This window comes from Candidatus Seongchinamella marina (genome assembly GCF_026262685.1).
In the GTDB taxonomy this organism is placed as follows: Bacteria; Pseudomonadota; Gammaproteobacteria; order Pseudomonadales; family Halieaceae; genus Halioglobus; species Halioglobus marinus.
In genome coordinates this window covers 13,631-34,154 of sequence record NZ_SHNP01000001.1, presented here as the reverse complement: position 1 = coordinate 34,154, position 20,524 = coordinate 13,631, and the positions used below count along the sequence as shown (strand labels likewise).

The 20,524-nt window shown below is 54.1% G+C and carries 16 protein-coding genes; 8 read left to right on the top strand and 8 right to left on the bottom strand.

The genetic code is table 11. The annotated features are described in order from the left end of the window. Window positions 1-22: 22 nt before the first annotated feature. From EYC87_RS00125 to EYC87_RS00115, 3 genes are all read right to left on the bottom strand, one after another. Window positions 23-901: an SDR family NAD(P)-dependent oxidoreductase gene (locus EYC87_RS00125; RefSeq protein WP_007229577.1), complete on the bottom strand. Its 879-nt coding sequence runs from the start codon at window positions 899-901 to the stop codon at window positions 23-25. Between the two features lie 127 nt (window positions 902-1,028). Further along, window positions 1,029-2,438, bottom strand: a complete 1,410-nt coding sequence (locus EYC87_RS00120; RefSeq protein ID WP_279251057.1) for a DcaP family trimeric outer membrane transporter — start codon at window positions 2,436-2,438, stop codon at window positions 1,029-1,031. A gap of 150 nt (window positions 2,439-2,588) precedes the next feature. Further along, on the bottom strand, window positions 2,589-3,380 hold the full coding sequence (locus tag EYC87_RS00115; protein ID WP_279251056.1) for a class II aldolase/adducin family protein: 792 nt from the start codon (window positions 3,378-3,380) through the stop codon (window positions 2,589-2,591). On the opposite strand from EYC87_RS00115, the gene EYC87_RS00110 reads away from it, so the two are divergent. The 3 genes from EYC87_RS00110 to EYC87_RS00100 all read left to right on the top strand — a co-directional run bounded on the left by EYC87_RS00110 (window position 3,346) and on the right by EYC87_RS00100 (window position 5,651). Next, window positions 3,346-4,014, top strand: a complete 669-nt coding sequence (locus tag EYC87_RS00110; protein WP_279251055.1) for a Crp/Fnr family transcriptional regulator — start codon at window positions 3,346-3,348, stop codon at window positions 4,012-4,014. The genes EYC87_RS00115 and EYC87_RS00110 overlap by 35 nt on opposite strands. A 61-nt stretch (window positions 4,015-4,075) precedes the next feature. Continuing rightward, the gene (locus EYC87_RS00105; protein ID WP_007229699.1) at window positions 4,076-4,306 is read left to right on the top strand and encodes a DUF1653 domain-containing protein; all 231 of its coding nucleotides are present in this window, start codon (window positions 4,076-4,078) and stop codon (window positions 4,304-4,306) included. Between the two features lie 46 nt (window positions 4,307-4,352). Next, the gene (locus EYC87_RS00100; RefSeq protein WP_279251054.1) at window positions 4,353-5,651 is read left to right on the top strand and encodes an NCS2 family permease; all 1,299 of its coding nucleotides are present in this window, start codon (window positions 4,353-4,355) and stop codon (window positions 5,649-5,651) included. Between the two features lie 69 nt (window positions 5,652-5,720). Here EYC87_RS00100 and EYC87_RS00095 read toward each other — a convergent pair whose 3' ends face one another. The 4 genes from EYC87_RS00095 to EYC87_RS00080 all read right to left on the bottom strand — a co-directional run bounded on the left by EYC87_RS00095 (window position 5,721) and on the right by EYC87_RS00080 (window position 10,474). Then, window positions 5,721-8,003 (bottom strand): TonB-dependent receptor, encoded by a 2,283-nt coding sequence (locus EYC87_RS00095; protein ID WP_279251053.1) that lies wholly within the window; start codon window positions 8,001-8,003, stop codon window positions 5,721-5,723. A 119-nt stretch (window positions 8,004-8,122) separates the two neighbouring features. Further along, on the bottom strand, window positions 8,123-8,749 hold the full coding sequence (locus tag EYC87_RS00090) for an exosortase H-associated membrane protein (RefSeq protein WP_279251052.1): 627 nt from the start codon (window positions 8,747-8,749) through the stop codon (window positions 8,123-8,125). Then, on the bottom strand, window positions 8,730-9,242 hold the full coding sequence (xrtH, locus tag EYC87_RS00085) for an exosortase H (RefSeq protein WP_279251051.1): 513 nt from the start codon (window positions 9,240-9,242) through the stop codon (window positions 8,730-8,732). Before xrtH ends, EYC87_RS00090 begins: the two co-directional genes overlap by 20 nt. A 47-nt stretch (window positions 9,243-9,289) precedes the next feature. Beyond that, complete coding sequence (locus EYC87_RS00080) at window positions 9,290-10,474, bottom strand: patatin-like phospholipase family protein (protein WP_279251050.1); 1,185 nt, start codon at window positions 10,472-10,474, stop codon at window positions 9,290-9,292. 240 nt (window positions 10,475-10,714) lie between these two features. Here EYC87_RS00080 and EYC87_RS00075 point away from each other — a divergent pair, with 240 nt between their 5' ends. Then, complete coding sequence (locus EYC87_RS00075; protein WP_279251049.1) at window positions 10,715-11,641, top strand: histone deacetylase family protein; 927 nt, start codon at window positions 10,715-10,717, stop codon at window positions 11,639-11,641. Here EYC87_RS00075 and EYC87_RS00070 read toward each other — a convergent pair. Next, entirely contained in the window at window positions 11,638-12,909 is a 1,272-nt protein-coding gene (locus tag EYC87_RS00070; protein WP_279251048.1) for a cation:proton antiporter, read from the bottom strand. The two genes, EYC87_RS00075 and EYC87_RS00070, sit on opposite strands and share 4 nt — an antisense overlap. Window positions 12,910-13,058: 149 nt before the next feature. On the opposite strand from EYC87_RS00070, the gene EYC87_RS00065 reads away from it, so the two are divergent. The 4 genes from EYC87_RS00065 to EYC87_RS00050 are packed head-to-tail and all read left to right on the top strand — an operon-like array spanning window position 13,059 to window position 20,005. Next, window positions 13,059-14,303 (top strand): cytochrome P450, encoded by a 1,245-nt coding sequence (locus EYC87_RS00065; RefSeq protein ID WP_157045143.1) that lies wholly within the window; start codon window positions 13,059-13,061, stop codon window positions 14,301-14,303. 43 nt (window positions 14,304-14,346) lie between these two features. Continuing rightward, a complete protein-coding gene (locus tag EYC87_RS00060) occupies window positions 14,347-16,146 on the top strand; it encodes a lyase (protein ID WP_279251047.1) in 1,800 nt (599 codons plus the stop codon). Between the two features lie 5 nt (window positions 16,147-16,151). Then, the gene (locus tag EYC87_RS00055; protein ID WP_279251046.1) at window positions 16,152-18,050 is read left to right on the top strand and encodes a pyrroloquinoline quinone-dependent dehydrogenase; all 1,899 of its coding nucleotides are present in this window, start codon (window positions 16,152-16,154) and stop codon (window positions 18,048-18,050) included. A gap of 8 nt (window positions 18,051-18,058) precedes the next feature. Further along, window positions 18,059-20,005 (top strand): outer membrane protein assembly factor BamB family protein, encoded by a 1,947-nt coding sequence (locus EYC87_RS00050; RefSeq protein ID WP_279251045.1) that lies wholly within the window; start codon window positions 18,059-18,061, stop codon window positions 20,003-20,005. Window positions 20,006-20,524: the final 519 nt, after the last annotated feature.

Genomic DNA, 20,524 nt, shown 5'->3' with positions numbered 1-20,524 from the left:
CGGATGCCACCGCCCGAGGGCCTTACATCTGCGGAATTTCTTCGAAAACAATAGGCAGCTCAGCCCGCCGATAGCGCTCAGATCGCGCCTGCAGGGTGTCCGCCGCATCATCCAGGTTCATCATGATCACGAAACGCTCTTCACGCACCCCGTCCAGGGTGAAGCGTGCCAGCTCATCAAGATCCTGAAATTGCATCTCGACGCCAGCGGCTTTCATAGCGTCCTTGAACGCTTCGATATCCGGTGGTGGTGCTCCAGGCTTCTCACGCTTGAGCTCGTCCGGACGGTTACGCTCTGGATTCCAAAGTCCGGTGACCAGCATGCCGCCTGAAGGGTAAAACAGCGACGCTTTCAATTTTGTGCCTTCACTTTCCAGCTGTGAGGCCAGGCATTCGGTCATGGCGCAAACGGCGGCTTTACTGGAGGCATACACTGATTGATAGGGAAGACTGGAAATACCGCCGTCGCCAGAGGTGGTGTTAATCACATAACCCTCCTCACCACCGGCAATCATTCTCGGTACGAAGGACTGAATACCATGAGCAATACCCATCACGTTAACACTATAAATCCAGGCCCAGTCATTAGGCGTGGTTTCCCAGATATTGGAAGAAGGCGCCGCTACACCGGCATTATTGAACAACAGATGGCAGGCGCCGTGCTGGTCGTAAACATAGTCCGCCAGGGCGTCCAGGGACTCTGGCTTGCGCACATCAACCTTGAAGGCACTAACGTGACGTCCTTCGCCACTGCACTCCTCGACCGCTGCCTGCAGTGCACCGTCTTCCACATCGGCAATCACCACCTTGGCACCTTCATCCAGCAATGACTTGACCAGTGCCTTGCCAATGCCGCCGGCACCGCCAGTGACCACCGCTACTTTATTGGAAAAATCCTGCATGTCGTTACTCCTAAAACAAAGTGAGCCGTTATAGTCCCACAATGAAGGAAAGGGAACAGTGTCCAATGCGATCCTCCGAAGTGACGAATTCAATCACTCCGGAGGGCCGCATGGAAATAAGGAAGAACTAGTTTCGGGGGAAATTGACTTTCAGTGAAAGCTGGGCGCGCACATCGTAGCCATCGTCACCACTAACGTCCACACGCTCACCCCATAACAGCTCGCCGCCGATCATGACGCCTTCTGTTGGGTAGTGCAGCAAATTGATCTGTGCGATCTGACCTTCTTCAAATTCGCCTCCAGCCTGGCCTTTAGTTGTATCCAGATTAATACTGCTCCAGCCAACCGAAGACGACCATTGATCGTTCCAGTAATGGTCATAGTAGGCGACGACACCCAGTATCGGCACCGCTTCGGCAGAGTTACCGACTAACTGGTTTTTGGCGGGTGCAAGGTCTACCCCACCATCGTTCATGTAGTTACCGATGCCTTCACCGTAGACCAGTTGCAGCTTGAGTTTGTCTTGGCCAAAAGTGTTGATCACCGTACTGGCATTGACTCCCCAGCCAAACTCGGAGTCTTTTCTGCCAGTGTCCAATCGCTCATAACCCAGCTCGCGAGCAATACCCGCCAACTGCCAATGACCCCAGTCGTTGTCGCTGCGATACCGCAGGGTCAAGTCCGGAATATCATTATGCTTGCGGATAACGTCCTCCAGAGCAGAATCACAGCTTTCGTCTAACACCGCACTGGTACATGCATCCCTGAACTTACCCACCGTTAATGCCGTATCAGGGTTTTCCAGGGCGATGGAGAATTCACTGCTGTCCATCGGGAACGTATAGCGAATCTGCTGATTACGATAAAACACCATCCCAGTGGGTCCCCAGTAATCAATGGTATTGGGGAACACATCCGCATCCATAAAGTTAGACCAGGTTTGCCCCATACCGAAATTATTCAGCGTCGCCCAGGCGTGCCGCAGGCGCGGTGTGGTCTGACCGGCATCGCCACCCACTCCAAACAGTTCGCCTTCCAGTAATGCAGTTACCTTACCCACCGGAGTGTCGTAGTCTGCCTTGATACCCAGGCGCGATTGACGCACGCTGAAAACGAACTCGCCGTCCTGACCATACTGCCCGTCCTGAGTAGGGATAGTCGACACCCGCAAGGTATCGTTCCAGTCCGGGTCAACGCGTTTGAAGTCATAAACGGCATCGGCCATCACGAAACCATAAACATCGAAGCCGAAGCCGCCACCTGAGGTATTACTCGCTATCTCGGCTGAAGACTCCAACTCCCTGGGCTGCGCATGGTGCTGGGCTTTCACCACTTGTTCGGTCTGAACCGTCTTAAGCTGTTGCAGTTCTTGCTGCATCGTTTCTAGTACCTGCTGTTGCTGCTCCAGCATAATCCGCTGCTGTTCAAGCTGCTGCTCCAACATGCGAATGGTGTCACCGTCGGTCGCCGCATTCACGGACAAAGTACCTATGGCCAGGGAAACAGCCAGAGGAAGTATCTGCAAGTGCCGGTTCATGTTGTTGAATTCCTTTGAATTTGATGTGTTTTCAATGTAGTTGGCTGCGTTGAATCTGGCAACCCATCCAGCCTGAAATTTAATAAATATCCGAGCTGTTAAGCCACCCCGGTTGCGTCACCGGGGCTGTTTGCGCTAGTAGCGCTGCGCTTAATCGAGCAACTCAGGCTGCTCGGCAACAATCACGTCGAACAGCGGCTGGAAGCTGAACCAGCCAGCCAGGGGAGACCCGACCGTTTCGCGGGTTTGCAATGCAACGTCGTGGTCGATTGGCTTTGGTGTGCCGGCAGCTTCGGCCATTAGCTGCGCCTGACAGGTGCGCTCCATAGTGATGTACCACCAGGCAGCGGCATCGATGGTTTCGCCCACTGTCAGCAACCCGTGATTCTGCAGGATGGCGCCTTTGCTATCGTCCATCGCGGCGGCAATACGCTCACCCTCTGTGTTATCCAGAACCACGCCGGAAAAATCATCAAACAGCACATGGTCATCATAGAATGCACAGGAGTCCTGAGTGAGGGGAGCCAGTTTTTTGCCCAGAGAAGAAAAAGCCTTGCCGTAAACTGAGTGGGAATGGGCAGCAGCAGTGATCGCAGGATTACTCATATGAATCCGGGAATGAATAGTGAAAGCTGCGCCATTGAGCAGACCATCGCCTTCTACCACTTCACCAGTGTGGCTCACCAGCAGCAGGTCGGACACTCTCATCTGCTTGAAGGAGCGTCCCATCGGATTCACCCAAAAATGATCGGTGAGCTCCGGATCTCGCACAGTGATATGACCCGCCACGCCCTCGTCAAAACCGAGCTTACCGAACAGGCGTAGAGCTGCGGCCAGTTTAATTTTGCGGTCTTTACGGATTTCCTCAGTACCCTCGGGTGTCAACTGGACATCATCGAATGAGTCTATGTTCATCACAATGTTGTTGGTTGCTTCATTCATCACTATCACCTTTTTACTGTGCTTCTCGGTTTATAATCTTGCCATGGATCAACTCGACAACATGGCACTCTTCGCCCCCTGGCTGGAGCGTTGGGGAATACCTGACCTGAACAGCAATAGTACATGGCTGCAGGCGATTTCCCCGACAACGTTCGCGGTCGACGATTATCTGGTACATGCAGGTGACGTCGACGACACCTTGTATTTACTGCAAACTGGCCTGGTACGCCTGTTTTACACCACGTCCGATGGGCGCGAGCGCAACAAGGCGTTCTTTCGACCCGGCCAACTTACTGGCCCGGTCAGCGCCGCCATGACAGGCTCTGCAGCCCCATTCTCAATACAGGCCCTTGAGCCAGTGAAGGCCCTGAGCTTCCCCTACGAAGCGATGGCCTTGGAGGCTCAAAATAAGCTGCCTATCGCCCGCGCCGCCCAACAAATGTTGGCAGAAGCCTTTATCCGCAATGAACAGCGTGAAGCCATGCTGCTAACCTGCAATGCTGAACAACGTTACCAGTGGCTGCTCGATAACGAGGCGGACCTGCCGCAGCGGGTGGCCCAGTTTCAGATCGCGTCTTACCTGGGTATTGATCCGGTGTCGCTCTCCAGACTCAAGCGTAAGAATAGTCAATAAACCCGGAACTGGCATTAACATATGTTAAGTGCCCTCACCCCAAATCAGCAGGAACAATTTAATGGCCCAGCCCCAACCCGGAATCTACCAGCACTATAAGGGAAATGAGTACCAATTAATTGATATTGCCACTCATTCTGAAACAGAAGAAGCCATGGCAGTTTATCGGCCGCTTTACGGGGATCAAGCCCTCTGGGTCCGGCCGCTGGCTATGTGGCAGGAGTCGGTAGACCGGGACGGTATCGCTATTCCCCGTTTCGAATACCTGCGTCCCGCTTCCGCAGCCCAATAGTCTGTGCGACCATAAGCGGCTCATTCTGCGAAGGCGCAATTAGATCATGCAAGCACTGTTGGAACGCCTGTTCAAACTGGAAGAACACGAGACCCGCGTCTCTACCGAGGTTTTAGCCGGCCTCACCACCTTTATCACCATGGCCTACATCATCTTCGTGAACCCCCAGATGATGGCGTCTGCCGGCATGGACCTGGGTGCCAGTTTTGCAGCTACCTGCCTTGCCGCGGCCCTGGCCTGCGTATTCATGGGGCTCTACGCCAATTGGCCGGTGGGACTGGCCCCGGGCATGGGTCTGAATGCATTTTTCACCTACACAGTGGTAGGAGAAATGGGTTATAGCTGGCAAGTGGCCCTCGGCGCTGTGTTCATTGCTGGAATCCTGTTCGTCATTATGAGCGTCACCCGGCTGCGCGCCTGGATGCTCAACAGCATCCCCAAAGACCTGCGCGTGGCAATGGGAGCGGGTGTGGGCTTATTTGTGGGCTTCATTGGCCTGAAAAGCGGCGGTTTGATTACCGAAAACCCGGCTACCCTGCTCTCACTGGGCGACCTGACCCAGCCTGAACCTTTAATGGCCGCACTGGGCTTTATTCTGATCGCCGGACTCTCCGTCCGCCAGGTTCCCGGCGCAATCATGTTGGGCGTATTAGCGATTACCGTGCTGGGCGTGCTGACCGGTATGGTCGAATACCAGGGACTGGTTGCGGCGCCGCCCAGCATCGCACCAACGCTGATGCAACTGGATATTGTCGGCGCTTTCGAGGTGGGAATGGTGAGCGTAATTATCGCCATTTTATTTGTGAACCTGTTCGACACCGCGGGCACCCTGTTAGGCGTTGCAACTCGAGCAAACCTGGTCACTAAACAGGGTGAGATTCAGAATATGGATAAAGCGCTGCAGGCAGACAGTTCTTCCAGCGTGGTGGGCGCATTGTTCGGTTGTGCACCCGTCACCAGTTACGTTGAAAGCGCAGCCGGTGTAGCTGCGGGAGGCCGCACCGGCCTGACTGCCGTTACCGTGGGTATTCTATTTTTGCTGGCGATGTTCTTTTCCCCGCTGGCAGGCATGGTGCCGGCCTACGCTACCGCAGGTGCACTAATTTACGTGGCCCTGCTAATGATGTCGGGCATGCAGGGGCTGGACTATGAAGACGCCACCGAACTCATCCCCTCACTACTGACCATCATTATGATTCCACTGACGTTTTCTATTGCCAATGGCATTGCGGTGGGTTTTATCAGCTACGTGGCTATCAAAGTGATTGCCGGGCGTTTTAGCGAGGTAAGTTTTGGCGCCTGGTTCCTGGCCGTCATTTTCCTCGCCAAGTTCGCCTTTTTCTAAGCCTCAATGGCAGGCAAAAAAATCCCCGCTTCAGCGGGGATTTTTTATCAATTCAACAAAGAGCTGTCATCAGAAGTCCAGGCCCACCCTTACCATGTACTGACGGGGAGCGATTAGCTCATCGCCGGTAGCGCCGACACCAAATACGTCGGTGAAGCGGGCATTGATTCCGTCTTCATCAGTCAGATTTTTGCCAATCAGCTCTACGCGCCAATCTGCAGAGCCCGGATAGAAGCCAACGACCAAATCTATGACATCGTAGCTATCAACCACATCCGTCTTGTCGTTGTTGAAGATTCGATGCTTGAAATCACCGCGATAGGTGTATTGGAAAGTGCTACGCATTTCACCCCAGGAACCCAGCTCAGTGTCCCAGTTCAGCGCCAGATTGGCGGTAAAGCCAGGCGTTTTAGCCAGCTCATTGCCTTTTACGTTCTGTACCTGGGCGGCGCGGGCTATTTGAATTTCCGGGCTGAATAGATCAAAACCCTGGCCAATCAATGCATTGGTGGCAGCATCAGACTGAACGTTATCCAGCGCCAGATGATCTGCGGTGATTTCAGTTTCCAGCCAGGCCATGCGCGCATCCAGCACCAGGTTGTCAGTCAGGAACGCTGCAAACTCGAGCTCAGCGCCATATATTTCTGACTCAGGAATGTTACCTACGCCGCCCTGAAACACCTCCGGATCCGTTGCCTGGTATTGCAGGCCCTCGTAATCGTAGTAGAACGCTGCGGTATTGATTCTCACTCGGCCATCGGCCAGGTCGGTTTTGAGGCCTACTTCATAGGCATCAACCACTTCTTCCTCGTAAGTAGGAAGTACTACGATAGGCGCGATCTCATCCTCTAGACCAAAGGTCAAATTAGAACCACCGGGCTTGAAGCCGCGGGTGAACGAAACATAAGCCATGGTGTAATCATTAAAATCATGTTCCAACACCAGCCGACCGGTAACCTTGTCGCTTTGTACTTTCAATGATTGAGTGCCGCCGCGCCCATAAAAGTTGGTGACCTCGGAAGTCACTTCATCGTCGGTGTAACGCAAACCAAACACGGTGCGCCACTCGTCATTAAAGTTCCAGGTTCCCTGGCCATACACTGACATTGATTCACGAGTAGGCTCAGCATCGGAAATGAAACCGAAATCACCTGAAAAACTGTAAACATCTTCTACAGTAAAGGGGTCAAATTCGCCGTCAAAGCCGAAGTCCAGACGTTCCAGAATAGTGCCCTTTATTTCGGTGTCCAAATAGAACACACCCGCAACCCAGTCCAGCTTGCCGAACATAGGGTCTCCGGAAATAAGGTTGAACTCCTGGGTAAATGTCTTTAGGTCGCTGGTTTCGGCATCGTAGAAACTAGGCAGCAGGGCGAAAGGCGGCAAACTCGCCAGATCGTTGCGGTCATTATCGCGGCGAATCAACACATCATCATGCTGGTAGCTGGTCAGCGACTTGACGGTAAAAGGCTCCAGGTCCCATTCCAGCACCGCGCTGTAAAGTTCTGACGTCAGTTGATACTCAGCTGCCGAATCCTGGCGCAGCTTGCGGGGGTCACGGGTGGTATCCAGCAGTCCTTTCTGGGCAGCTCCGTTGCGGTCTTCGTCAAAGTACTGAGCGGTAAGGTGAGCACGAAACGTATCCGTAGGCTCTATCAGCAAACGCAGGCGACCGGAGATGCTATCTGCATCATCCAGTTCCTGATCCAGTACCACGTTATCAGAGAACCCATCGTGCTGGTTAGTTGCGATGCTGGCGCGCATGGCCACACTGTCACCCATGGGCACGTTAATTGCGCCGCGAGCGCGCACCAGGTCGTAATTACCCAATGTCAGGTCAGCAGAGCCATACACCTCATCGAGGGTAGGCGCCTTGGTGATCACGTTAATCGCACCACCGGTAGAGTTCTGGCCGAACAGCGTGCCCTGCGGACCACGCAGGACCTCTATGCGCTCCAGGTCGAGAAAGTCGGTTTGCAAGGCAAACGGAGAAGCGACGTAAATACCATCCAGGTGATAGGACACAGACGGATTAGCAATGGCATTTTGATTGGCTTCGTTACCCACACCACGAATCGTGATGACCGTCTTGAAACCCTCATTCTTGGCGATATTCACCCCCGGAGCGATAGCGCTAAGGTCGACAAAGGTAGTGATTTGTCGGTTATCGAGATCTTCATCGGACAGGGCGGTTACTGCCTGCGACAAATCCTGCAGGCTTTCAGTGCGTTTCTCGGCGGTAACAATTACCTCTTCGAAGACCGGTCTGGCATCCTGAGCAGCAACTGAAACAGAAATAGCGGCCGTCACCGCCAGGCCAAGCGCCTGCAGTGGAAGTGTGGGTTTCAACATATGGGATCCTCGTTAGGTGATGTGCGCTGAGGAGTCTCTGCCCCTTTTTCTGCGGTGTTCAGTGGAGGGCAAGGAATTTAGCATTGACCCAGCCAAATTAAAATAGCTGAGCGATTTATTCATCCTGATTCGACCTCTGGCGAGGCGGGCCGAAGATTGAGAATACCGCGCAACAATGCGGTGTCACGGCTCTGCCAGGCCCACAATAATGCGGGGGCCACGGTAGGTACAATTAATACGTTCAGCTGGTAAAACAAGGCAATAAAGGTGCCATTGGGGACGCCGCTCTGCTCCATAAACAGCGATCCGAGATTGACCATGAGATCTTTCAAACAAAGACTCAGCAAGCCCAGCAGTGCCAGGGGATACAAAACGAAAATGCCAGTAATAAAGCTACCCAGATATTCGTCCTTGTCAGTGGCAAAGTGCAAAGTTGCGTAAAAAGGCAACGAATAAGACAAAACGCCAGGGTTTATGAGAAACCCCAGTTGGTACTCGGATTGCTCAGGGGGCACCGGTGCACCATTGAGTTCCCCAAACTGCGTCATCAAAACAGCTTTCCCACCCTGGAAATTGAGGCCAGCTACAACGTCAGGAAACCAGGCTTTGAGAATCATATCGGCCAGGCCTACCGCAGGCATCGCGATAGATCCCATAGCCACCGTCCACAGCGCGAAAAAAGGAATAATCAACGCGAAGGCAAACAATAGAAATTGCCGCAGATTGTTATCCGGCGGCAAGGGCATTGTCGCCTCCAGATGGCTTCCGCGATAAATAACGCAGGTACACAATAAACACCACCAGTACATCCAGCATGATCAAGGAGGGCCAAAGGTATAAGTGCACCCAGGAAAAAATATCGATATCCCAGTCGCCCAGATAAAACAGGGAAATAATGCGGGCAATATTAAGAACCTGGATCGCAAGAAAGCCCAGCGCAATCGCACTGATACGCGCCTTCCAACTTGCAGGGTAAGCGACTACAGCTGCAATCAGCACAATGGTGGCTTCGACACCATTACAACCGGCCTCAATCGATACTGCGAACCCTGTATCCTTGAATTGCAGCACCTTGCCATAGGCAATGACGCCGTTGTCAAAAGGCGAGATTAATGCAGCGCTGATTTTGGCGAGCATGGTGGTAAAAGGAACCACCAGATGTTCCTGCACAGGATTAAGCATTTCCAGCGAAAATAACGCCACCAGGACAATAGCGAAAGTGATAACAAAGCGTTTCAAACGTTAAACCCTTACAGAAAATGACTCGTCATATTAGCAGGGAACGCCTATAAATTCATCGTGCCGGGCGGATGGAAAAAACTCTCAAGCATGTCGCGCTGCTCCATGGCATCGCGATACCCGCACTCGATCAGGTCACGGCAAAAGTTGCCCTCGAACAATAAATAGCTGGCCAGGCTGGCGCCGCCACCTTTGGGGGTTGCGCCGGTGATATTCAGCACGGTGCGCATAGCGCGGGGTAAACGGTGTATATGATCAGCGACCAGTTCATCAATCTCGATAGAGGGGTTAATACTGAGAAAGTCGATCAAACGCATATCACCCGTCGATGCATGGGGGTTCTCATTTTTCACCACCCCCACCAACTCATTCACCCGCTCCAGGTGCTCCATGTCATTTTCCAGGGCGTCGATAAAAGCACTATTGAAGACATGCCCGACCATTTTTGCCAATGAGGGGGACCGCGCGTTGACATGATCTGCTGGCGGATGCGTTGGGTTACCGCTGACTCCAACGACCATGACGCGTTGGGCTCCTAAATGCAGGGCCGGACTGATAGGAGAAACCTGGCGCAATGCGCCATCGCCGAAATAAGTCCCATCAATAGCAGTTGCCGGCAGTATGGCAGGGATAGCAGAAGATGCCAGCAAGTGCTGCACAGCGATACGAGTCGGCACTCCTCGGCGCCGAGACCGACGCCACGGCAGCAGAACACTGCCATCAAGGTTGCTCTGGTAAAAGGTCACCGACTCGCCATTGTCATAGCTTGAGGCGGTAACACCGATAGCATCCAACAGACCGCCCTCTAGCCGCCGTTCCAGATCTTCAAAATTGATTGCCTGCTCCAGCAGCTTTGCCAATGGCGCTGTATCCAGCAGCGACAATGGCTTATGCAAGCCGGTGCCTCGGTGAAATAAAGAGCCAATCAATCGCAGTACGCTGCCTGCGAGATCCAGATAACCGGCCCGATAGACCTGCTCAACGCGCAGGTTAGTCCAGATATGCTCGACTTTCTTGACCGCCAGGCGAAAGTTGTTGGCCGATGCCCCCAGCGCCACTGCATTGATCGCCCCCGCGGAGGTACCAGTAATAATCGAAAAAGGATTTTGTGCCCGCTTGGGCAGTATTTCTGCAGCGGCTTTGAGAACGCCGACCTGGTAGGCGGCGCGCGCACCGCCACCGGTAAGAACCAGGGCCGTGCGATCAGTGGCGGGGAGATGTTGTTTAGTCATACCCCTGTTTTACTGGAAGTGATAACCGATTGCCAGACCGTAAGTGCTTGGCCCCTGGTAAACACATTGATAAGCAAGCCAAAGGGCGCGCAACAGTAGAGCTTTGTCGCGCAGCTACGTCGTTTTAAACGACACAATTCCCAAAGGAAGGGTTCGACGCAGCGTGTCGACATATTTGCTTCACGTTAGTTGCACCAGCAGACGGCAGTAGGCATGATCAGCAAAAAGTGGAGCTAAACCATGAGAATCGGCTATATCACCCACCCTGATTGTTTATTGCATGAAATGGGCTCTCGTCATCCAGAACAACCGGCTCGGTTGTCGGCAATCAATGACCACTTAAGCGCTGTCGGTCTGGATAAAGTTCTGCAGCAACACAGCGCCACGCCGGTGCAGAAGCCGCAGTTATTAGCGGCCCATGACGGCGCTTACCTTGACTCTATTTTTCGTCAATCCCCTGAGCACGGCAGAGTCGCGCTCGATGGTGATACCGCCATGAATCCCTTTTCACTGCGGGCGGCACAGCTCGCCGCCGGCGCCGCAGTGCAAGGTGTGGACATGGTCATGGCTGGACCGATCAATCACGTATTCTGTGGCGTTCGCCCCCCGGGTCATCATGCTGAACATGACAAGGCCATGGGGTTTTGTCTGTTCAATAATATAACGGTGGCAGCATTTCACGCATTAAACCAATACGGACTTGAGCGAGTGGCCATCGTCGATTTTGACGTACACCACGGCAACGGCACTGAGCACATCGTCAAGGGTGAGGAACGCATTCTGTTCTGCTCGAGCTTCCAACACCCTCATTATCCGCACAGCGGACACGACACTGAAGCGGCCAATATTTCCAACCTGCCGCTGCCCGCTGGTTGCGATGGCGACGCCTACCGGGCTGCTGTTAGCGAACACTGGCTGCCGCGATTAGCCGAGTTCGCGCCGCAGTTGATTCTCATATCCGCAGGTTTCGATGGACATCAGGCTGACCCATTGGCAGATTTCAATCTGGTTGAAGATGACTTTGCGTGGATAACCCGCCGCCTTTGCGAAATCGCAGACCGCAGCGCCCAGGGACGAATCGTGTCTTCACTGGAAGGCGGCTACGACCTTGACGCCCTCGCGCGCTGTGTGGAAGCGCATTTGAGAACAATGCTGGAAGCCGGCTAAAACCGGGACAGCCTGGGCTTCAACAACGCCGGGCCAATGATCGTGGTCAGTAACACCACCATTATGAGTGCAGTATATGTCTTGGGCATGAAGATCCCGTGGCTAAAGGCAAAAGCTGCGAACACCAATCCGACCTCCCCCCGGGGTACCATTCCGAAACCGATACCCAGCCGGTCAAACCCTCGCCCCTTCACCATATAGCCCGCGATTGTTTTTGAACCGATTGCCACCAGCGTCAGCGCTACAATCGTGAGCAGAATTGCACTGTCGGCTAAAACCTCCAATTGCACCTGAGCACCAACACCCACAAAAAAGATACTGATCAGAATATCGCTGATTGGGCGGATCAGTTCTTCCAGAGTATGCTTTTGCAAAGTAGCGCCTACCCGAAAATAGACATCGTCCAGCAGCAATCCCGCGACAAATGCGCCAATCAGGGGAGCCAGCCCGGCAAGGGCGGCCAGTTCGGCAAAACCCAACGCCAGGCAGAACGCAAACCCGGTCCAGATACTGGCATGCTTGGTAAGCGCTACCATGTGCACCATCTGCGGCATCAGTCGCTGACCAATAAACAAGGCACCACCAAAGAACAGCAGCGCCTTGGCCACAATGATGACCAGCGCAGACCATTGAAATTCGCCACTGGCAGCCACGCTGGCGAGCACAGCCAGCAACAAAATACCGAGTACATCGTCGATCACAGCGGCGCCCAGGATAACCTCGCCCGAAGGCGACTTGAGTTTGCCCTGGGCCTCCAGCAGCTTTGCCGTAATTCCCACTGATGTGGCAGCAAGCATGGCGCCAACAAACCAACCCTGTATCCCGCCGCTAATACCCAGTGCAGTCGCTGTCCCCAGACCCAACAATACCGGCAAAGCAACTCCAGCAAAGGCCACTGTGGCGGCGTTACGGCCCACCTTAAGCAACTCCTTCATATCTGAATCTACGCCAACCAGGAACAGTAGTAGCACCAGGGCCAACTCGGAGGAGTAAGTCATGAACTCGCTGTCTCGCAACAACGCGGTGAAGTTAAAGTCGATGCCCAGCAGAGCGAGATTGCCCAATAATATCCCGGCGGAAATTTCCCCCACCAGTTCCGGCAAACCAAGGCGCTCAAACAGAAAGCCACAGGCATCCGCCAGGGTAATCATCAGAATCAAGGCCAGGGAAGTGCGGGTGAATACCTCGCTGGCACCACTAGCCCAGGCCAGGGAGGGCAGCAGTGCGGCTGCAACCAACAGCAGAAGGGTGCGTTTACCCCGGGTCACGAAGATCCTTCTCTCATGATTGCAGTCAATATCCCTGAACAAGTTAGGGACATGCTACCACGGCACTTCGCTTATGGCCGATTTGTCACTTGCAGCAAAAGTGCACATATGTATACTTTTGCCACTCATCATCCATGTCGGAGAACACCATGGCCGAGGCCGCCGAATCACTGCCCCCAGTGGCAGAGATATACAACCCGAATTCACCGGAGTACATGACAGATCCGATCACCCAATGCCTGGCATTGGCGGAGCGAGGCCCCCTGGTTTGGTACGAACCCTGGCAGGCCTGGATCATGACCCAGATGGAAGACATTATGGGGTGCTGGAAGACAGAGCCCCTGTCCTCCGATTTCTACGACTGGGAGTTTGCCCCCCAGCGCCCTCCGGAAGACGAGTGGAGTAATTTTGAACGAGCCATGATTGGCCACAGCCTCCTGGCCGATCAGAGCCACCACCGGGTGGTGCGTCGTGTGACAGCTCCAGCATTTTCACGCAATGTAGTAGACAACATCCAGGCCAAGATTGAACCGGAAATCAAAAAGTTGTTCGACGAACTGGGTGAACCCGAGAGCTTCGACTATATAGAAGCGATCGCCAATCATATTCCTTTCATTTCCATTACCCGCATGGTCGGTATTCCGGAAAAATACTGGCCCGAGATCAAGAAGGTGATTGTTACCTTCACCGAAACCTGGAATCCGACCATTTCCGACGAGCAACGCGAAGCCGCCCGTCAGGACAGCAACAAGGCCATCGATATCATCAAGGAAGTCATTACCGAACGTCGCCAGGCTCCGGTACAAGATGACTTCCTGTCTACGCTGCTGCGTATCGAAGAAGAGAACGAAGGTTTTGAAGAAGGTGACATCATCACCATGATTCTGGCACTGATTGGCGCAGGTGCAGACACCACCCTGGTCGCCCAGCAATGGACGGTATATTCGCTACTCAAGCACAAAGACCAGATCGATAAGGCACTGGCTACCCCGGATACTTTTTCCAACGCCTTCTCGGAAATCAGCCGCTGGGGAGTAGCCTCCAAGATGGGCTTTGCCCGCTATGCGCCAGATAACATGCAGTTCATGGGCCAGCAACTGCGCAAAGGCGTTATGGTACTGATGATGCCGCATCTGAAAGACTACAACCTCAAGTACTATGATAACCCCGAGATATTTGATGTTGAGCGTGAGTTCAACCCGGATGTCATGTTTGGTTACGGCCCCCGCTTCTGTATCGGTGCTGCACTGGCCAAGCGCCAGCTATACCTGACCGTTTCCGAATTGCACCGCCGGTTCCCCAATATTGAACTTGCAGAAGAGCCTGAGCGCGATCCCACCGATCACAATGCGATCGTCTTTAAGCGGTTGCTGCTGCGCACCCACTGCGGCTGAACCTTAGCCACTTGACCCGGTTAGCGCCGGGTTGAGCTACCACATGACCTACATCGACAAAACTGGGATAATTGCCAGCGCCCTGTCGGAGGTAATAATGATGCGCAAGCTCGCCCCCCTGTTCTGTTTACTCGCTATGACCGCCCAGGCGGTGCAACTTCAGGTGAGCGACCCTGAGGGCAACCCGATCCCCCAGGCAATGGTGACGCGCACTCCACTAGACACACCCACTCCCGATCTCAGCGACGACGGCTATGCGCCAGACGGTATCACCAACACTGCAGCGGTCACTGTCACTCGCTTCACCAATGCCCAGGGGCAGGTTGATATTGCCCGGGAGGGCAAGTACAGCTACCGCGTTCGAGCGCAGGGCTTCAAAGACAATTATTCCAATAGTGCAGTGGGCAACCTGAAACTGAGCCCGATGAATTCTCAGGAGTTGATTGCCAGCTACCCATCCAACGTCTGGCTATCCCAACTTGCATTTGGTGGGGATCACGCCCTTAAAGAAGTGTTCCAACTCAACTGCTCTTTCTGCCATCAGCAAGCTTCTCCCTTTATGCGCAACGAGCGCACCGTGGAGCAATGGGTCAGCGTTATAGAGCGCATGAATACCTACGGCGCTCGCCTTCCGGGAGATGATATTCAACCCGTGGCAGCATTATTACAGAAAGAGTACCGGGATCTTAGGGAAAACCCCGAACAAGTCCCCGCGCCGCGCCGCTGGGAAACTCACCTGGCAGCTATCGAAATGACCGAGTGGCCTATCGGTGACGGTTTTTCACAAATGCACGACTTCCTGCTGCATCCCAATGGTTTTGTCTATGTTGGCGACAACCTGTTCGACAGACTCTACGAAATTGATCCAAAGACCGGGGAATATACGGTTTACAAAGTCCCTCACGAGGGAGACGCCCGAGTGGGTGGCATCCTGGGTAACCGCTTCACCTTGTTTCCTAAAATGCAGAACTATATGGGCGTCCATTCCTTTGCCTATTCAAAAAAAGACGGCAATATCTTTATCACCCCGTCCCTGCAGCAAGCATTACTGGAGTTTGACGTAACCACAAAGAAATTCATTACTCACGAAATGTCCGCAGGGCTTTATCCACACACCATTCGCACCGACGAGCAAGACCGGATCTGGTTTACTCTCGCCCTCTCCTCACAAGTCGCCATGTTTGATCGAGAAAGCGCCGAGTTCACACTCTATGATCTTCCCGCCCGCGGGATACAGGAATGGCTGATCTTGAAGGCACTGCCAGCACTGTTTCTTCTTGACCCAGAAGATCGCCCCCTGCCCTCGGCCGATAGAGATTCCACTGGCTTACCCATGCCCTACGGCATCGATGTTGCGCCCGATGGCGGAATTTGGGTTGCACGACTTTACGCCAACGACCTGGCACACATTGAGCCTGACACCGGTGAGATCACCATGATCGATTTCCCCTACAGCGGGCCCAGGCGTTTGCGCGCCGATGCCAATGGCAATATCTGGATAGTCGCGTTCCAAAATAGCCTGCTGGTGAAATACGACCCGATCAGCAAGGACTTTACGGATTACGAATTACCGGTCATCAACGAACTGCCTTATGCACTGAATGTGGACAGGGATCGAGGTACCGTCTGGGTCAACGGCAACCAATCCGACACCATTATGAGCTTCGATATTGCCACCGAAGGCTGGAAGGTCTTCCCCATGCCTCGCCAACGATTCTTTACCCGCGACATTGAAATTTCGGAACAAGACGGCGCGGTATACACCACTAACTCCCACTTCCCCACCTGGCAGTCAGAGGGAGCAACACCCACTTTGTTGCGTATCACTCCCCTGGTCGACTGATCATCGTGCGCTTATTAGCAGCAACCGCACTGGCGCTTTATTCCCTAACAGGTTGGGCGCAGGGCTGGCCTTTCTACGGCGGCAATAGCGGCGGTACCCATTATTCCGCGGCCGCTCAAATTGATCGTAACAATGTAGATCAGTTGGAGGTGGCGTGGATTCATCGCAGCGGCGACAGCAAACTACCCGACCATCTCCTGCAAAAGACCTCTGGCCAATCCACACCCATACTATTGCCACCTGCGGCGGGGGCTTCGCTGGTTTACTGCTCAGCCCTGAACAAAGTGATGGCGCTGGACCCGGGTAGCGGAGCACAACGCTGGGCATATGACCCGAAAATCAATGTACAAACCGAGCGTCCTTTGCGCTGCAGGGGTGTAACCTATTACGAGGAAACACGAGTAACTCCTGGTGAACCCTGTCGCCACAGAATTTTTACCATCACCTATGACCGTCGCCTGATCGCACTGGATGCGCTAGACGGTAAACGCTGCAAAGATTTCGGCAACAAAGGCGAAGTCGGGCAGTTCGGCAATGACATGTCGACCGACTACATCAGTAATTCTTCGCCACCAGTGGCGGCCGCTGGCCTGATCATCGCAGGATCTGCGGTTATCGACTTTCACTATGCAAAAGCGCCACGAGGCACCGTGCAGGCATTCGATAGCTTGACCGGAAAACTGACCTGGAGCTTCGATCCGGTAGCTGGCCTTAAGAACAGTGGCGGCGCCAATGTGTGGGCCCCCATGTCCATAGATGAAAACCTGAACTTGCTCTACTTACCCACCAGCGCGGCCTCACCGGATTACTACGGAGTCAACAGACCAGGAGATAACGGCTACGCCAATAGCGTCGTAGCGCTTGATTTACAATCAGGTGAAGTGCGCTGGCACTTTCAACACGTCAGGCATGACCTGTGGGATTACGATAGCCCGGCTCAGCCCATTCTGTTTGACTGGAAAAAGAACGGCGCAAGTATTCCCGCGCTCGCGCAACCGACCAAGCAGGGGTTTGTGTTTGTGCTGGACCGGCGCACGGGCGAATCGCTATGGGAGATTACCGAGCAGCCGGTTCCGCCCTCGCAAATACCTGGCGAAATGGCAGCTACGACGCAACCCAAGCCGATTGCACCGCCCCCCTTGCTGGACACCTTTCTCACGCCTGACCAGGCCTGGGGTTTAACCCCGTGGGACAGGGGTCAGTGCGCTAAAAAGCTAAAGGAGCTGGATAGTCTCGGGCTGTTCACGCCACTGAGTGAAAAACTCACCCTGCTGTTGCCTGGCAGCCTGGGCGGCGCCAACTGGGGCGGTGGCGCGGTGCTGGCAGACAGTGGCATCCTGATTCTCAACATCAATACAGCACCGTTCACCGGCCAGCTGATTGCAACGGCGAGCATACCTCCGCCGGAGGCCGGCGGCGATCACCCCACCTCGGGGCAGCGCTTTCAGGTACCGATGAAGGGCACGCCATACACCGTAGAGCTCGGTACCCTGGTCTCGTCGCTGGGCATTCCCTGCAGCGCACCGCCCTGGGGCAAGCTGATAGCGGTCGATCTAGTCAAAGGCAAGATCCTGTGGGAGACGGCGCTCGGTTCGGTCCATGAGATGGGCCCATTCCCCTTACCTTTCCATATCGAATGGGGCACTCCCAATTTGGGAGGCGGCATCGCTACTGCGGGGGGCCTATTTTTTGTTGGTGCCACTATGGACAGGCAGCTGCGCGCTTTTGACGTCAGTAGTGGCGAGACTTTGTGGCGTTACACGCTTCCCGTGGATGCCACTGCTACGCCCATGACCTACACTTACCGCGGTCGCCAGTACCTTGTGATTAATGCTGGTGGCCACTTTATGTTTAACCGCGAGCAAAGTGATTACCTGTTCGCATTCGCCTTGCCAGAGAACTGAGCCCGCTGATGAAGAAAGTTCTGTTTGTGATCACTGCCGTCGTTGCGGGCCTCGTCATTTACACGGCTACTCTGGACGCGCCAATCAAGGCCCTTGAGACGTTTGCCATTCGCCATGCCGATAAACTACCCCTGGCCTACTTCGGTGAAAAATTATTCGACGACAGCTGCGCTAGCTGCCATGACAATTCCGCTGCTCATGCTCCGACAAGAGAAGCCTTATCAGGCTTCTCTCGGGAAAGCATTCTAATTGCTATGGGGTTTGGCAAGATGCAACCCATGGCGGCTCATCTGAGCCAACGCGAGCAGTTCCTGATAGCAATCTATCTCAGTGGCGCAGGCGGTGATCACGGTGCCTGGATTGCGGACCACAGCTGCGACGGCACACCCAAAGACAGCACTACTCGCTTCGTGACCAATTGGGGCCTGGGCGATGACAACCGACGTTACCTAAACCCCGAGCTGACTGGCATCAAACGCAGCAACGTAGATCAGTTAGAGCTCGCCTGGGCGCTCGCCTTCCCCAAGGTCACTGACATGCGCTCGCAACCCGCGATCATTGGCAATACCCTCTATTTTGGCGACAAGACCGGCAAGCTTTATGCGATTGACCGTCAGCGCGGCTGCGTCTTACGTCACACCGAAGTCTTGAGTGGCATCCGCTCTGCCATCACGGTGATCACCTCGAACGAAGGCGTCGAGTCGCTGGTGTTCGCAGATTCCCTGGCCTCTATTTTCGCTGTTGACCCGATCACTCTGGACGTACGCTGGCAACACAGTGCCCGTTTGTTTGACACTTCCGTCATTACCGGGTCGATCAGCTATCACAATAACCGTTTATTCGTGCCTGTTTCTTCTTATGAAGTGGCCGTATCCGGCAGCCCTCATTACGCCTGCTGCCACTCGCACGGTGGCCTGATCGCGCTGGATGCAAATTCAGGCGAGCGCCTATGGGAATGGCATGCAACAGAAGACGCCAGCCTGCGCGGCCAGACCCGCGCCGGTATCGATATTTTCGGCCCCTCCGGTGCCTCGGTATGGACAACGCCAGCGATTGATTCAAAGCGCGGACGCCTATATTTTGGCACCGGCGAGAACATGACCCATCCCGCTACCGACACTTCCGACGCTATCATTGCCCTGGACATGGCCAGCGGCCAACTGGCTTGGAAGTTTCAGGCCACTGAAGGTGACGTCTGGAATGCTGGCTGTTGGGGCGACGGTCCCAATTGCCCTGAAAATCCGGGCGGAGATTTCGACTTCGGCGCTTCAGTCATCATCGCAGAGGATGCGGGCGGCAGAGAGCTGTTGCTGGCCGGCCAGAAGTCAGGTGAAGTTTACGCACTCAATCCTGAGCCATCCTCTGCACAAGGCGAATTGCTGTGGCACCAGCGTGTCAGTGATGGCACGACCAACGGCGGCATTCACTGGGGCATGTCACTGAGCGGCAACACTCTGGTTGTGCCTGTGGCGGACCCAGAACGCGACAGGCAAGACTACACCCCAAGGCCTGGACTGTATGCCCTTGACCTTGCCTCAGGCGCAGTCATCTGGGAACAACCGGTGATGCGCGACTGCGAGATAAGGCCAGAAAACAGACTACTTAGCGGCCTGGAGAACACTCGCTCTACCCGCAAGATCAGTTTACAAGATCAATATTCCTGTTCTTTTTTCTACGGACTGTCAGCCGCCGCAATCACTACTGATACCCTGGCCTTCAGCGCGGGACTGAATGGTGTGTTAAGGGCCTACGATATTGATACTGGAAAAATACTGTGGCGCACGGAGTCGGCACAAGCTTTCGATAGCGCTAATGGAATTACCGGCCATGGTGGAGCCGTGGATGTCAGCGGACAGGTCATCGCTGGCGACTGGCTGTACCTGCAGTCGGGCTATTCCATGTTCGGCCAGCTGCCGGGAAATGTCTTACTCGCCTATCGTTTGCCACAGGAATAACCCCTTAGGCATTTGGGTGAGAGATGCCCTCCTGGCAGCCAATGCAGGTTTTTCCAAGCTGAATCATGCCTCGTTCAACAGCTGCGAACATTTTTGCAACGTTTGGATTCGTACCTATGGTCAAAAAAAATGTTCCCTAAAAGTCGCTGAGCCTCCGCAACTGAAGTTTCTGAAAATACAGATGTACGGCATAGCAAAACTATTAACACAGGATAGAAGCTTGATGGCTATCACAACAATAATAGACGAACTCACTGCTCCGGTTTATCCGCAGGAAGTGCGAGTAAAAAGGCCATAGTTTTTTTACGTTTCTTTCTCTAGCGGTTTTCGAAGAATCACCTCGGGGATCGTAGAATCGCCACCATCGCGCACCGAACGGCACTGGGGCGAAGTAATCTCAACCTTTTGGCCGTGAAATTCATCCAGAATATTGGCGTGTAGATTGGAGTAAATGCGCGGGAGTTCTTCCGGATGTTTAGTTCAGCCGTTAATTTCATAGCTGACATAGTTATCATCCAG